This window comes from Glutamicibacter sp. PAEs-4 (assembly GCF_051161755.1).
Classification (GTDB): Bacteria; Actinomycetota; Actinomycetes; order Actinomycetales; family Micrococcaceae; genus Glutamicibacter; species Glutamicibacter nicotianae.
The window spans coordinates 2,379,622-2,394,698 of the sequence record NZ_CP195017.1; the positions used below are offsets into that span (position 1 = coordinate 2,379,622).

At 61.5% G+C, this 15,077-nt stretch carries 11 protein-coding genes; 2 read left to right on the forward strand and 9 right to left on the reverse strand.

The genetic code is table 11. From position 1 onward, the window contains the following. Positions 1-140: 140 nt before the first annotated feature. From ACR9WD_RS11215 to ACR9WD_RS11230, 4 genes are all read right to left on the reverse strand, one after another. Positions 141-605 (reverse strand): DUF3817 domain-containing protein, encoded by a 465-nt coding sequence (locus ACR9WD_RS11215; protein ID WP_038990681.1) that lies wholly within the window; start codon positions 603-605, stop codon positions 141-143. A 50-nt stretch (positions 606-655) separates the two neighbouring features. Further along, positions 656-1,465, reverse strand: coding sequence for an SURF1 family cytochrome oxidase biogenesis protein (locus ACR9WD_RS11220; protein WP_434922098.1), 810 nt, complete (start codon positions 1,463-1,465; stop codon positions 656-658). Between the two features lie 174 nt (positions 1,466-1,639). Beyond that, positions 1,640-2,791, reverse strand: a complete 1,152-nt coding sequence (locus ACR9WD_RS11225; protein WP_066140656.1) for a GuaB3 family IMP dehydrogenase-related protein — start codon at positions 2,789-2,791, stop codon at positions 1,640-1,642. 174 nt (positions 2,792-2,965) lie between these two features. Beyond that, entirely contained in the window at positions 2,966-4,282 is a 1,317-nt protein-coding gene (locus ACR9WD_RS11230) for a DUF4872 domain-containing protein (RefSeq protein ID WP_434922099.1), read from the reverse strand. A gap of 231 nt (positions 4,283-4,513) precedes the next feature. Here ACR9WD_RS11230 and ACR9WD_RS11235 point away from each other — a divergent pair, with 231 nt between their 5' ends. Beyond that, positions 4,514-5,068 carry a hypothetical protein gene (locus ACR9WD_RS11235; protein WP_434922100.1) on the forward strand — a complete coding sequence of 185 codons (555 nt, stop codon included), beginning with the start codon at positions 4,514-4,516 and terminating at the stop codon, positions 5,066-5,068. Between the two features lie 268 nt (positions 5,069-5,336). Here the strand turns inward: ACR9WD_RS11235 and guaB are convergent, their stop codons facing one another. From guaB to ACR9WD_RS11260, 5 genes are all read right to left on the reverse strand, one after another. Then, on the reverse strand, positions 5,337-6,842 hold the full coding sequence (gene guaB / locus ACR9WD_RS11240; protein ID WP_038990687.1) for an IMP dehydrogenase: 1,506 nt from the start codon (positions 6,840-6,842) through the stop codon (positions 5,337-5,339). A 121-nt stretch (positions 6,843-6,963) separates the two neighbouring features. Beyond that, positions 6,964-9,117, reverse strand: coding sequence for an acyltransferase family protein (locus ACR9WD_RS11245; RefSeq protein ID WP_434922101.1), 2,154 nt, complete (start codon positions 9,115-9,117; stop codon positions 6,964-6,966). Between the two features lie 499 nt (positions 9,118-9,616). Then, on the reverse strand, positions 9,617-11,221 hold the full coding sequence (gene groL, locus ACR9WD_RS11250) for a chaperonin GroEL (protein WP_423299011.1): 1,605 nt from the start codon (positions 11,219-11,221) through the stop codon (positions 9,617-9,619). A 33-nt stretch (positions 11,222-11,254) separates the two neighbouring features. Next, entirely contained in the window at positions 11,255-11,551 is a 297-nt protein-coding gene (groES, locus tag ACR9WD_RS11255) for a co-chaperone GroES (protein ID WP_013349608.1), read from the reverse strand. A gap of 204 nt (positions 11,552-11,755) precedes the next feature. Beyond that, positions 11,756-13,312, reverse strand: coding sequence for an amino acid permease (locus tag ACR9WD_RS11260; protein WP_083586570.1), 1,557 nt, complete (start codon positions 13,310-13,312; stop codon positions 11,756-11,758). Between the two features lie 455 nt (positions 13,313-13,767). On the opposite strand from ACR9WD_RS11260, the gene ACR9WD_RS11265 reads away from it, so the two are divergent. Next, positions 13,768-15,009, forward strand: a complete 1,242-nt coding sequence (locus ACR9WD_RS11265) for a THUMP-like domain-containing protein (RefSeq protein WP_141356588.1) — start codon at positions 13,768-13,770, stop codon at positions 15,007-15,009. The last annotated feature ends 68 nt before the right edge of the window (positions 15,010-15,077 follow it).

Below are 15,077 nucleotides of genomic sequence, written 5' to 3' on the forward strand. Positions count from 1 at the left end.
ACAGTCTACGCGGTTCACTGCGCGCGAAACAGCCAAGGTGATGTCATCAGCGTCACCAAGTGCATTTTTGGCAAAAGCAAGGGCGGATCGGTTCATCTGGGATGAACCGATCCGCCCTTGCAATGCACTGCGCTGCAGTGTCAGTAGCGCTTGGCCGCCTTCGGATGGGCCGCCAGCTCGCGATCAACTTCAGCGTGCACCTTGGCTTCGGTCCAGAAGGACAGGAATGGAACCACGCCGCCGAGCGCAATCGTTATGAAGCGCATGAACGGCCAGCGCATCAGCGACCACAGGCGGAAGTCTGCAAACAGGTACACCACGTAGAGCCAGCCGTGCGCAATCAGGATGCCCAGCGAGAGGTTCAGTCCCCCGGCTACCTCGGCGCGGTTGTACATGCCGATGGCGTTGGCGGTGCCATCCACCAGGGTGCCGCCCACGAACAGTTCCAAGGACCAGAAGTACTTGAAGATCATTTCCAGCACGAGCAGCAGCAGCATCACGCCGGTGACGTAGGCGAAGACCTTGTAGAAGTTCGCGGCTGCACGGATCTGCTTAGGTGTGCCGCCGAATTTCCGGGGCTTCGGTGCCGGGGTGGTGCTGGACATCGTTGGTGGTTCCTTCCGATTTCGGTAAGAAGTGCGGTGTGCGTGAAATGCTATTCGTTGCTGTTGCCAGCCTGGGTGGCATTGCCGCCCTTGTGATGTGCTTCGGCGGCGCGCTCAGCAATCTCGTCAAGGTCTCGCTGGTAGTCATCGCGCACCATGCGGTACCAGAGGAAGATGGCGAAGCCTGCGAAAAGTACCCATTCCAGGCCGTAGAAGACGTTCAGCCAGTTGATCTGGCCTTCCTGGGGCTGCGGACCGACGTGGACGAGCTCAAGGCCAGGCTGCATGACAGCTTCGCCCTTGGCCGTGGTGATTTCGTGGGCCGAGACGAATCCTTCATAGAGGATCGAATCCCAGATGTTCGCCAGCTGCGCCGAGGCGACCGTAGGCAGCGTCGGGCTGCGCAGGTCCACGCGGAATTCCGGGCCTTCGCTTGGCAGCAGGCGGCCGGTGATTTCCAGTTCGCCCTCCGGTGCCGGTGCAGGCTTGGTTGCTTCAGGCTGCCAGCCGCGTACCACGGCGATGCCGGCGTCCTTGTCCGCGCCCTCGACCTTGAACTCGGTGACCACCCAGACACCGCGCTGTTCCCTATTGAGCCGCGGCGAAATCAGCTGATCGGTGCCGGGGACGAATTCGCCCTCCATGGTGATGATCTGGTCTGCCTTGATGCCCAGCAGTTCCTTGCCGACTTCCTGATGCTCGATCAGCGCAACCGGCTTCTCGGTCTTGTCGATCTTGACCGGCGGCTCGGTTTCGGATGCGCCAAATTGCCATCCGGAGAGCAGGACGAATCCGGTGGCGATCGCTAGCGCGGCAAGCAGGGCGGCGATCCATTTGGGCTTCAGAGCGGTTTTAAGCACACTCTAACGGTACTTCTATTTGGCGTAGAACTCGAAATGCAAGGGCGTGAGATTAGCCCTGTTGCCCTATTTTCTGCCTATGGAACCAACTCGCTTATCCATTCGTTGAGACCCAGCGTGCACATGGCACTGGCCCCGCCCTTCAGCAGAAGAACGGGGCCAGATCGAGATCCGCTAGAAGCGATCCGATTCGTAAGGGGAAAGCACGACATCGACGCGCTGGAATTCCTTCAGCGTCGAGTAGCCGGTGGTGGCCATCGAGCGGCGCAGCGCGCCAACCAGATTCGAGGTGCCGTTGGTCTCATGCGATGGGCCGTGCAGTACCTTCTCCAGCGAGCCGACGGTACCGACCTTGGCGCGGTCGCCGCGTGGGCTGGCCTCGTGAACAGCTTCCATGCCCCAGTGGTAGCCAGCGCCCGGCGCTTCATCGGCGCGGGCCAGCGCGGTACCAAGCATCACTGCGTCGGCGCCCATGGCGATGGCCTTGACGATGTCGCCGGAGTTGCCCATGCCGCCGTCGGCGATGACATGGACGTAGCGTCCGCCGGACTCTTCGATGTAGTCGCGGCGGGCAGCTGCCACGTCGGCAATTGCTGTAGCCATCGGGGCATGGATGCCCAGGGTGCGGCGGGTGGTCGAGGATGCGCCGCCACCGAAGCCGACCAGCACGCCTGCTGCGCCGGTGCGCATCAGGTGCATGGCCGGGGTGTAGCCAGCTGCGCCGCCGACGATCACTGGGACGTCGAGTTCATAGATGAACTGCTTCAGGTTCAGCGGTTCGGTGGTCTTCGAGACGTGCTCGGCCGAGACGGTCGTGCCGCGGATGACAAAGATGTCAACGCCAGCGGCGACCACGGTTTTGTAGTGCTCCTGGGTGCGCTGCGGAGTCAGCGAGCCGGCAACGACAACACCCGAGTCGCGGATCTCGGAGATGCGCGAGGTGATCAGCTCTGGCTGGATTGGAGCCGCATACAGTTCCTGCAGCTTGGCGGTGATCTTGGGGTCGTTGCGAGTCGCCGCCTCGGACTCCAGGCCGGCGATTTCAGCCAGCACTGCTTCCGGATTCTCGTAGCGGGTCCACAGGCCCTCGAGGTTCAGCACGCCCAGTCCGCCGAGCTTGCCCAGTGCAATGGCGGTCGCCGGGGAGGTCACCGAATCCATTGGTGCGCCCAGGATAGGGGTGTCGAACTGGAAGGCGTCGATCTGCCAGGACACCGATACGTCCTTCGGATCACGGGTACGGCGATTCGGTACGATCGCTACGTCGTCCAGGGAATATGCCTTAGTTGCCCGCTTGCCGCGGCCGATCTCAATCTCGTTACTCACCTAACTAGGTTACCAAGATTCCGGGATAATCCCGCTTTCGGCAGTGCGCTGGCCATAGATGATGCGGCGTCGACAGCTTCGAGGCATCCGGCGGCTGGATGCGCACCGGGACAACAATGCCCCGGAATTCGGTGAGCAATATCACCCGATGCCGGGGCGAATGTTGAGCCAGATTTACTTCGCCGTCTTGGTGGCCAGCTGCTTTGCTGTTGCGGCCAAGGCGGTCGCGGCCTGCTCCTCGGCTTCGGCGATCCGCTCTATCGCGTCGGCCAGTAATGCGAAGTGCTCTGCGCGCTGTGAGAATTCGATCTCTGGATCGATCAGGTCAGCGAATTCGTCCCATTGCGCAGACAACTGCTGATACGCATCCACGTGCGCTGCCAGCGCCGAGAGACCCGGAAGTTCGGCTGCTTCGGCAAGGAAGTCGGAGTATAGCCCGCGCAATGCGCCTTCACCGCTGAAGCGCGTATCGGAGAAGTACCCGGCCAGCTGGTCCAGGCCATTGGCCAGCGCTTGCTGGCTTGCGAAGATCTGGGACCAGCCGGTCTTGGACTCGGAATCGCGCAGTCGCGTGGCCAAAGTGCGCATTCCGGTAATGCCGAAATTCTTGGCGAAGTGCACCGGGACCCCGGACAGCTCGCTGGTGCCCAGCAACCGAGCGGTGGTTTCCTCGATAGCCTCCACAGCGTTGGCGGCTAGGGTTTCGGTCTTCGGCGAGCGCGAGGACGGGATCCACGCCTGCCAGTGCTTTTCCTTCTTGCGCATCGCACGGGCGATGGCCAACTCCTTGGGGCTGATCAGGTTCAGGGCACCGGACCCGTCATCGACCAGCAGGTCTTTCTTGTGCTCGCCAACCACGGCGAGGTCCAGGGTCTCGGCTTCATCCACCGTAGTGCCGTCGATCCATGGCAGCGCGCTGATTGCCACGCGAACCACGACGGCGCGGCCTGCGTCCAGGGCGGCGTCCATGTATTCGGCGGCGCGTTCAGCTGAGCCGGTGGTGCGTTCGGTGACCGTGGCACCGCAGCGGGCCAGCAGGTTCTGGGTGTACGGCTCCGGGTTGTGCCGGGTCACCAGGGTTACTGCGGTTTCTTCGCCGCCTTCGTGGGTGAAGGCCATGAAGCCAATGCCGCCAGCAAGACCGGCGAGCAGCGCCTGGCTCAGCGGTTGGCCGGTGTGCTTGTTGGTGACGCCAGCTTGAACCAGCACGCGGTGCCACAGCGCGGCATCGTATTGGATGACATCTTCTGGGGCCGGGTATTCAGGTAACTCGTCAGCCGGCGAAGCTGCCGGAGCTTCCTTGTCCTTCTTGGCTTGCGCCTTGGCCTTCTCGCGTGCCTCCTTGGCGTAGTCGCGTGCGGCCGCGGCGCGGGCTGCCCTCGGGCTTTCAGGCTTGCCGGCCAGGATGTTCTTGCGCGCGGTCGTGTAGCTCTCCCCCGTGCGCTCCATTCGCTGGCGAGTTTGCTTCTTCAGATTGGCTGGCTGGCCCAAATTGATGTCCTTCGTTGACGTTCGCTCACTTGCGGTGGTTCCCGCGCACCGAGAGGTATTGCCGAGCTTTCATTCTACGTGGGGTCGCTGGTACTGGATGCCTTGTGCACTGTGCTTCTGGACAAGTCAGTCCCACGCATGAGTCCACTAGATCGCGATGAGGCGTCTTTGTCCCTGTGTTCCCTTAGCCTGACGTCTAGCATCACTCCCCTCGTCTTCAGAAAGATAACCGTGCGCAAATCGCTGACCTGTTTGCCTCTGCTTGCCATCGCAGCTCTGGCTTTGGCATCTTGCACTTCTACCGGATTTGAGCAGGTCCGGGCCTCTACAACTGCAGTCGAGCCTGCTCCTGGGCAACAGGAAACATCCGAACTGCCAGCACTTGTAGAACCGACGGCTTCGAAAGCACCCGAGGACTATTCGGACAAAGAGCTGCAGGACTGGGCCGATGAAAAGATGCAGCAATGGATGGACGAAATCAATGAGGGCTGGGAGGACGTTGTCATGGACATCGATGAACCGGAGGATTTCCTGAAGTGGTACCCAACGGATCCACATGGGCATATGCTTCCCTTTGAAGCGCCCGAATACGGTGAATTGCTGATTACCCTTGAACCCTATGAGTGGGAAGTCGACGCCCGGTCCGATTTGGCCTATGTAGGCAGCAACACGATGCTTCGGGTCGGAGAACAGGACAAGAACCTTCGCTCTGTCACAGTGGTTACACAAGATGGAGAATTCAAATACGTGGCAACTCGTGAAGATTGGCCTCCATTCGAAAGCTGAAGACGAACCCCATCGGCCACCAGACCTCTAGGAAACACGATCATCCCTAGCCTGATTCGTTTCTGAACGCATTGCCTGCGGCGTTGCGCCCGTGGGCACCTCGGCTCGTGCCCCGCTGCGAACCGTATTGCGCCTGGCACTGGGCAACCGACCTCCTAGCTGCCACTGTCACGCTGGGCTGTTGACGTGAGAACCCCGGCGAAAGTTGCAACGAAAAACCCCACCAAGCAGAACTCTTTGCTTGGTGGGGTTTCCCTATCAGATGCGTTTAGCGCGAACGGTAGTTCGGAGCCTCAACGGTCATCATGATGTCGTGCGGGTGGGATTCCTTCAGACCTGCAGCAGTGATGCGGACGAACTTGCCGCGTGCCTTCAGCTCCGGAACGGTGCGGCCGCCAACGTAGAACATGGTCTGGCGCAGGCCGCCAACCAACTGGTGGGTGACTGCGGACAGCGGGCCGCGGTATGGCACCTGGCCTTCGATGCCTTCAGGAATCAGCTTCTCGTTCGATGGGGCATCCGCTTGGAAGTAGCGGTCCTTGGAGTACGAGGTGTTCTTGCCGCGGGTTTCCATGGCGCCCAGCGAACCCATGCCGCGGTAGGCCTTGAACTGCTTGCCGCCCATGAAGACCAGATCGCCGGGGGATTCTGCGGTGCCTGCCAGCAGGGAGCCGAGCATGACCGAGTCGGCGCCGGCAACCAGTGCCTTGCCGATGTCGCCCGAGTGCTGCAGACCGCCGTCGGCGATCACTGGCACGCCAGCTGGAATCGCGGCCTTGGCTGCTTCGTAGATCGCGGTTACCTGCGGGACGCCCACGCCGGCAACAATGCGGGTGGTGCAGATGGAGCCTGGGCCAACGCCGACCTTGATCGCGTCGGCACCAGCATCGATCAGCGCCTTGGCACCGTCGTAGGTTGCTGCCTGGCCGCCGATGACATCCACGTGCGCAGCGGCTGGGTCCTTCTTCAGACGGGCGATCATGTCGAGCACGCCCTGCGAGTGGCCATTGGCGGTGTCGACAACCAGTGCGTCAACGCCAGCGTCGATCAGGGTCATGGCGCGCTCGTAGCCTTCGCCGAAGAAGCCCACGGCTGCGGCTACGCGCAGGCGGCCGTCCTCGTCCTTGGTGGCCAACGGGTACTGCTCTGCCTTGTCGAAGTCCTTGACGGTGATCAGGCCGGTCAGCTTGCCCTCGTCATCGATCAGCGGCAGCTTCTCGATGCGGTTCTTGGACAGCAGCTCGATAACGGTCTCGCGCGATACGCCTTCCTTGGCGGTGATCAGCGGCATGCCGGTCATGACTTCGTAGACCTTGGTGGTCATGTACTGCTCGCGTGGAACAAAACGGGTGTCGCGGTTGGTGATGATGCCCATCAGCTTGCGGTTCTCGTCGACTACCGGCAGGCCGGAGACGCGGTACTGCGCGCACAGCTCATCCCAGTCGGCCAAGGTGGCACCCGGGTGGACGGTGACCGGGTCGGTGATCATGCCCGATTCGCTGCGCTTGACCTGGTCAACCTGCTTAGCCTGGTCCTCGATGGACAGGTTGCGGTGGATCACGCCGATGCCGCCCTGGCGTGCCAGCGCAATGGCCATTGGAGCCTCGGTCACGGTGTCCATGGCGGCGGAGCTGATTGGCACCTGGATGTTGATGCGCTTGGTGAAGCGAGTGGTGGTGTCCGCCTCCGAAGGAATCACATCCGTCGGGCCAGGCAACAGCAGAACGTCGTCGTAGGTGAGTCCTTCAAAAGCAAAGGGGTTGAACTCAGTCACGTGGAAACCTTTCGGGGCGACAGCGGAGGTTGGTTAAATGGTAGAGCTCTTTTGGCGTTCCAGTTATTCCTTCGTGGTGCACTGTGTTCAAGCTCATGCTTCACACCGTATCCATGGTGACTTATTCCCAGTTTGTTGCTTCCTTGAAGGAGGTGGCGAACTGGCGCTTGGCGCTGAGCACGAAGGTCTTGGACAGGTGCGAATCGTCCAGATACGTCAGGACATTGCCAATGACAGCTTTGCAGACCCCGTCGGGGCAGAGCAACCCCGTCATGTCGAGGGAAACGACCTGGTTCCCGTAATCCTTCGAATCCAGGAACTGCTCTACAGGGTTCACGCTATTCAAGGCGTAGCCGGCCGAGCCATCGCAGTTGTCCAATTCGCCCTTGTTGGAATCCACGCATTCGGGAATGGAGTAGGTATAGCGCGGGGTATCGCGCATCGCGATGACGCGGCTTCCCGCATCCAGCAGCGGCTGGATCATCTCGGCGTAGTTGTCCACCAGAGTTTCCTGCTCTCCCGGGCTGCGCAGCATGGCATCCGGGGCAGCAACGGTTTTGCTGGCGGTGGTCAGCACCATTTGCGGCGCCAAATCCGCGACATAGTCCTGCGCGGCATCCTGGAAGTCGGAGCAGGTGTCATCCACGCGATCCGCATCGGAACCGTAGCGGCATCCTGGCTCGTAGACCAGGATCCAGCTTCCGCCGGCTTCCTCGATCATTGCCGATGCCGCCGCAGACCAGTGCTGCATGTGGGAATCGCCGAGCAGCACCAGGTCCGGTGCTCCCCCGTCAAAGTCGCCGCCCTGCTCGCAGAAGTGGATCCGCTTATCCTCGGGGGCGTTGGGCCCTTCGCAGGCGATGCCCGGGGTCTGCCACTCGCCATCCAGTTCGGTGGCCAGCGGCAAGGTCAAGGCAGCAGGCGATGGATCCCAGTCCTCGGTCGCGTTGGCACCGGGGTTGTCGGTATCGGTCTGCGCCGCAGCCAGGGCACGGCGGTGCTCGACATTGTTCTCCCATGCCAGTACAGGGAGGCTGGCTACGCCAATTCCCAATGCAACAACCGCGAACTGGGCGATCAGCTTGAAGCCGGCCTGCGGTATCAAGCGCGAGAAGCTTGGGCTGGCCTGCCAGGCGATGGCCGGCTTCTCAATGAACTTGGTGGTGCACCACGAGGCGCCGATGGATGCCGCGATGAGGATGGCACCAGCCAGGAAGGAGGCCTTCTCATTGCCGGAGACCTCAAGGTAGAAGACCAGCATGGGCCAGTGCCACAGGTACATGCCGTAGGACAGGTCACCCAGCTTGACCAGCGGGGGCAGTGAAAGCAGGCCGGATGGGTTGGCCCAGCTGCGCGGAGCCGGGGCGGCAATCACCAGCGCGGCGGCGACGGTGGGAACCAGCGCCATGAAGCCCGGGAACTGTCCCTGCACATCGAGCACGGCACCGCTACCGATCACGGTGACCAGTCCTGCCCAGCCGCCAATGCGGCGGATCTTCTCCGGCAGGGTGGACAGCCATGGCAGGGCCAAAGCCAGCAGCGAGCCGAGCGCGAATTCCCACAGTCGCGCGCCAGTGTGGAAATACGCGACCTGCTGGTTGGTGGCGGTGATGTGGATGGAATATGCCAGCGAGCCTACGAAGATGGCACCGAAGGCGCTGCCGGCTACCAGCGCGAAGCTGCGGCGGGAGAAGAACTTCTTCCAGACCAGTGCGCTGCCGGCGAGCACCAGCGGCCAGATGATGAAGATCTGGCCCTGGACCGACAAGGACCAGAAATGCTGAAGCGGCGAGGCGGCAGCGGTGTTGAAGGCGTAGTAGTCCACCTGGTGGTTCGAGAGGTACCAGTTCTGCCAATAGAACAGGGAGGCATTGGACTGGTCAATCAGTTCCAGCCAACGGGTGCTTGGCAGGATGATCCACGCAGCGATGACCACGCCTATGATGACCACCGCGGCTTGCGGGATCAGGCGGGAAAATCGATGCAGCCAGCCGTCCAGCAGGGGCGGGCGCTGCCCGCGGGCAATGCGCCGGGCAGTGGAGGAAGTCAGGAAGAAAGCGGAGAGCATCAAGAAGATGTCCACACCGCCGGAGACCCGGGAGAACCAGATGTGATAGCACATCACCAGCAGGACTGCGAGGGCGCGAAGTCCCTGCAAATCAACTCGGAAACCGGCACGTTCCGTGGTTTTCCGAGGCTGATCCAAGGTATGGGTCACTGGCTGCGCTTTCGTCGGGAACAGGAAATGGTCCTCGGCGCTTTCTTCTCGAATCACGTCAGACAACCAACCATCTTATCAATCCGCACCACGCGTTCTTCCCCATCTAGCGCTTTCCACAACTGTTCTGCCTCGAATGCAGAAAGCTCCCATAGTGCTGACTTGTGATGGTTTAGTTGCGGCTCCTTGGAAAAATGTCACCGGAATTCCGGCGGTTCATGCTCAAAACCACGCATCTCGGGCTATGCCAACATGCAATGGCGCAATTTGCCTTGGGCCCGACGCGGCGCAATTGGGATGCCGAAAAGGCAGTTGCTACGGCTCAGGACAGGAAGATGCATGTACTCTGCCAGATGCATGGCGCTCCGCTCGAAGCTTGGCCAAGGGTACTACCTGGCCACAGCTTGGACCCAGCGTGCTTTTCCGGTTCCATGCTTTCCAACCTGTCTCGCTATCTGAAGGCAGCATGGAGAAAGCCGCCACCGGAGCCAGCTTGAGGCTGGTCCCGGCGGCGGCTTTCGCGCACGGGCACTATGCCCATGCTTCACGCTTGGCCTTAGTGGCTGTGCGCTTCATCGTCTGCTTCTTCGGCCTTCTCTGCCACCAGGGTCTCGGTGGTCAGCACCAAGGCCGCGATCGACGCTGCGTTGCGCAGTGCCGAACGGGTGACCTTGACCGGGTCGATGACGCCTGCGTGCAGCAGGTTCTCGTAGACACCGGTCTTGGCGTTGAAGCCTTCGTTGGCGCCGGACTCTGCGACCTTGGAGGCAACTACCGAACCGTCGAAGCCTGCGTTGGTAGCGATCCAGAACAGCGGCTGCACCAGGGCGCGGCGAACAATCGCTACGCCTGCTGCTACGTCGCCTTCGGTGGCCGCGATGCGGGCATCGGTATCCAGCGAAGCCAGCGCGTCAACCAGGGCGGTACCGCCACCGGCAACGATGCCTTCTTCCAGCGCCGCGCGGGTCGAGGACACTGCGTCCTCGATGCGGTGCTTGCGTTCCTTCAGCTCGACCTCGGTGGAAGCGCCCACCTTGATTACGCCGATGCCGCCGGACAGCTTGGCCAGTCGCTCGGAGAGCTTCTCGCGGTCCCACTCCGAATCGGTGCGGTTCAGCTCAGCCTTCAGCTGGGCTACGCGCTCTGCCACATCCTCGTCGGTGCCAGCGCCATCAACGATGGTGGTGGAATCCTTGGTGATGGTCACGCGGCGTGCCGAGCCGAGCACCTCGGTGCCGACCTGGTCCAGGGACAGGCCCAGTTCCGAGGAGACAACCTGGGCACCGGTGAGGATGGCCAGATCCTGCATCATGGCCTTGCGGCGGTCGCCGAAGCCTGGAGCCTTGACGGCTACCACGTTCAGCAGGCCACGCAGCTTGTTGACCACCAGGGTGGACAGGGCTTCGCCCTCGACGTCCTCGGCGATGATCAGCAGCGGCTTCTTCGCTTCCAGGACCTTTTCCAGCAGCGGCAGGAATTCTGCCACGGTGGAGATCTTGCCCGGGTTGATCAGGATCAGTGCGTCTTCCAGGACAACTTCCTGGCGCTCCTGGTCGGTGATGAACTGCGGCGAGAGGTAGCCCTTGTCGAACTGCATGCCTTCGGTCAGGACCAGCTCGGTGGCGGTAGTAGAGGACTCTTCGATGGTGATTACGCCATCGGTGCCCACGGTCTTGAAGGCCTTGGCCAGCAGTTCGCCGATTTCATCCGACTGCGCGGAGATCGCGGCAACGTTGGCAACCTTGTCCTCGACGGCCACGGCGTTTGCTGCCAGTGCGTCAGAGACGATCTCGACAGCCAGTTCAATGCCCTTGCGGACATCGCCCGGAGCGGCGCCAGCGGCGACGTTCTTCAGGCCTTCCTTGACCAGGGCCTGGGCGAGCACGGTGGCGGTGGTGGTGCCGTCGCCTGCTACGTCATTGGTCTTGGTGGCTACTTCCTTGGCCAGCTGCGCGCCAAGGTTCTCATATGAATCTTCCAGATCGATCTCACGCGCAATGGTGACACCGTCGTTGGTGATGGTCGGGGCGCCCCAGGTCTTGGCAAGCACCACGTTGCGGCCGCGTGGGCCGAGGGTGACCTTCACCGTGTTTGCGAGCTTATCGATGCCCGCTTCGAGGGCGCGTCGTGCATCCTCGTTGAATGCTAGCTGCTTAGCCATGCATTTTCTCCTGAAACTTTAGAGAGGTTGGCGTTACTTTACGACGACTGCCAGTACGTCGCGAGCCGAGAGCACCAGGTACTCTTCGTTGCCGACCTTGACCTCGGTTCCGCCGTACTTCGAGTACAGCACTACGTCGCCTTCAGCAACGTCCAGAGGAATGCGGTTGCCGTTGTCGTCGATGCGGCCTGGGCCTACTGCAACTACGGTGCCTTCCTGCGGCTTTTCCTTAGCGGAGTCTGGGATGACCAGGCCCGAAGCGGTGGTGGTTACGGCTTCGACCTGCTTGATGACAATGCGGTCTTCGAGCGGCTTGATGGAGACAGACATGGTCTCTCCTTTTCGTGTATGAACCAATGGTTGTAGGGGTGCGCCCTATGGCATTGGACCAACCGTCGTCGCGGTGCCAGTTGGTGGTATCCAGTCAGGCGGTGTGCCACGCTGCAAGCTGCAGATGCAACTTCCAATGCGACACCCACACATGACTTTAGGACGAGCTTTAGCACTCGGTCAAGGTGAGTGCTAATCATTGCCCTAGTTCTTCATACCGGTTCGCGCAGAGCGCACAGCCGCGGACTCCTCGATGTCCTCCGGAGCATTCAGGTCCATCTCGGTGAGCTTGACCAGCTTGGACTTGGTCACCATGCGATGCACCAGCCACAGCCCGAGGAACAGCGGCAAGCCGATATAGGCCGAGAGCACTTCCAGGGCATGGCCTGCGAGCACCGCTTGGTAGTTCTGACCGATGATCACTGCGATGAGCATCAGGAACGCGACTATCGGCCCCAGCGGGAAGAGCGGGGCCACATAGGGCAGGTCCTTTGCGCTGTAGCCCTGCGCGAGGTAGCCGCGGCGGAACCGGTAATGGGAGACGGCGATGCCCACCCAGACGATGAATCCGCACAGGCCCGAGACGTTCAGCAGCCAGGTATAGGCCGCACCCTGGCCCACCAGCGCGGTGAGGAATCCGAACAGGCCGACCGCCGCGGTCGCCAGCAGCGCCATGATCGGCACGCCGCGAGAGTTGGTGCGCCCGAAGATTTTCGGCGCCTTGCCGTCATGGGCCATGGCATAGAGCATGCGGGTCGACGCGTAGAGCCCGGAATTGCCGGCTGACAGGATGGCGGTGAGGATGACGGCATTCATGGCAGCCGCGGCAAAGGCGATGCCGGCCCGCTCGAAGACCAGGGTGAACGGCGAGGACGCCACATCCGCTTCGCCGCTGGCCAGCAGGCTCGGGTCGGTGAAGGGAATCAGGCAGCCGATGATGAAGATGGCGCCAATGTAGAAGAGCATGATGCGCCAGAACACCCGGCGGATAGCCTTGGGCACTTCGCGGCGCGGATCCTTGGCCTCGCCGGCGGCTACACCCACCAGCTCGGTGCCCTGGAAGGAGAAACCGGCAATCATGAAGACCGAGACGATGGACAGCCAGCCGCCATGGAAAACATCCTTGCCTTCGCGCCAGTTCGCCAGGGGATCGGCGTGCGATCCGAGGACGCCGAAAATCATCAGCACGCCGGCGGCCAGGAAGGCGATGACGGTGGCCACCTTGATCAGGGCGAGCCAGAACTCGCCCTCGCCGAAGGCCTTGGCAGACAGCGCGTTCAAGGCGGTCAGCGCAACCAGGAAGACTCCGGCCCAGACCCAACCGGGAACATCGGGCAGCCAGAAGCTCATCACGATGCCGGCTGCGACCAGTTCCGCCGCGACGGTGATGGCCCAGTTGAACCAGTAGTTCCAGCCAATGGCGAATCCGAAGGACGGAGAGACGAAGCGGGTGGCGAAGGTCTGGAAGGATCCTGCCACCGGGATCTTCGCGGTCATCTCGCCCAGGGACTGCATGAGCAGGTACACCATGAGTCCTACGGCCGCATAGGCCAGCAATGCGCCGCCGGGTCCCGCCTGGGCAATCGTGCCGCCCGAGGCCACGAACAGCCCGGTGCCGATGGAACCGCCAATGGCAATCATCTGCAGGTGGCGGCTGCTCATGCCGCGCTTGAGCTGGTTCTGCGCCTGAGGCGCCGGATCCCCCGGCGCAACGGCCGCGGTCTTTTGGTCGATAGTCGACGTCGTTGTCGTTCGCTGCATAGGTTTCATCACAGGTGCCATACAACACCAGTCGCGCGACGGAATGCGACGCGGATCACTTCACGTTTTGCGGAAGGCGTTTGCCCGCTTGCCGGCAATACTTCTCCACGGTCCAGATAACCGGTGCACGGCGACGGTGAACTGTAGAACAGCGAGAGCTCTACTTGTTAGTCGGATGCACCAGATGGCAATAAGGATTACGCTTTCTAACCAATTTGATGCTCATGAAAAAGCATCCCTTACTCTAGCGCGTTTCGGATTTCAGATCCTCCGGCTTCAAGATGCTTCTTTCCAGGATGCTCCCGGCCCGCGTACCAAGTCGTGGCAATGCCTTCTCGGTGATTCTGTGAATTCCGAATATGACGCGCTTTTGTCACATAGATCACGTTCTTTGCGGGCTGGACGCACCACGATGCCCGCACATGCCCGAGGCTCATCGACGATAGTCTTGGTTCATGGCCCAGGCTTCAAATGACTCCACGCTGATTGAACAATTCGCCGCTCTGCTTTCGGAAGATGGCTGGAAGCTGCTTTCCACCATCGATCCATCCATGGTGGCTTCAAAGGATGCCGCCTGGACGCTGAACGAGAAGCTGCGCAAGGAGGGCCACGACCCCAAGGTGGTCCGCGCTGTCATGGCCCAGGCCGAGCTGCGATTCAGGGCTCGGGTGAAATTCGGCCCATTCGCCGATTCGCTGGTCCTGACCCCGGCCGGATTGGAGCAAGCGACCCGCCTGACCATTGCCGGGCTGCATGCACGCCGCTACACGAATGCCGGATCCACCCATGTGGCAGACCTCGGATGCGGCATCGGCACCGATTCGATTGCGCTTGCCAGCGCAGGACTGCAGGTCACCGCCGTTGAGCTGGATGAAACGACTGCGGCCGCCACAACCTTGAACCTGATGCCCTTTGACAACGCCAAAGTAATCCACGGCAGTGCCGAGGATACGGACCTGACCGGCATTGATGGTGTCTGGCTGGATCCTGCGCGGCGCACCGACGTGAAAGGGAGCACCCGTCGGCTCTTCGACCCCGAGGCGTTCTCCCCTCCGCTGTCTTTCGTGGAGAAACTGGTGGACTCGGGGCTGGATGTCGGGGTGAAGCTGGGCCCTGGCCTTCCTCATGAAGCAATCCCGGAGAATGCCGAGGCGGTCTGGATCTCGGACCACGGCTCGGTCATCGAGGCCTGCCTCTGGTTCGGCAAGCTGAAGCGCAAGGACATTGCCCGCGCCGCGCTGGTGATCGACAAGGACGGCGCCCACGAATTGTCCAGTGCTGAAACTGCAGAGAATGACCAGCCTGCACCGGTAGGCGACTTGGAAGCGCACATCTACGAACCCGATGGCGCAGTCATCCGCTCCCACCTGATTTCGACGTTGCTGGAGCAGACTGGCGGCCATCTGCTCGATGAGCATATTGCCTACTTCACCCATGAGCAGCAGATTTCCACGCCGTTTGCGCGCGGCTACAAAGTCCTGGCAGTCCACGACTACAACGTCAAGAAGCTGCGCAGCTGGGTGAAATCAAACGGCATCGGCACGCTGGATATCAAAAAGCGCGGAGTCGACGTCACTCCGGAAGAATTGCGGCGCATTTTGCTGGCGGGCACTCCCAAGAGCGCCAAGAACAAGGCCACGCTGATCCTGGCCCGTCTGGGAGACAAGCGCGTAGCATTCGAGGTGATCCCGCACTAGTCTGGGGTGACGCAGGTCCCACCGGAACATTGCCCTGGCGGGAGCGGCGCAATACATACAATAATTAT

Excerpts from the sequence above, each read along its gene's own strand:
- ACR9WD_RS11215 (WP_038990681.1), bottom strand. The coding sequence starts at position 605 with ATGTCCAGCACCACCCCGGCACCGAAGCCCCGGAAATTCGGCGGCACA.
- groL (WP_423299011.1), bottom strand. The coding sequence starts at position 11,221 with ATGGCTAAGCAGCTAGCATTCAACGAGGATGCACGACGCGCCCTCGAA.
- groES (WP_013349608.1), bottom strand. The coding sequence starts at position 11,551 with ATGTCTGTCTCCATCAAGCCGCTCGAAGACCGCATTGTCATCAAGCAG.
- ACR9WD_RS11260 (WP_083586570.1), bottom strand. The coding sequence starts at position 13,312 with ATGCAGCGAACGACAACGACGTCGACTATCGACCAAAAGACCGCGGCC.
- ACR9WD_RS11265 (WP_141356588.1), top strand. The coding sequence starts at position 13,768 with ATGGCCCAGGCTTCAAATGACTCCACGCTGATTGAACAATTCGCCGCT.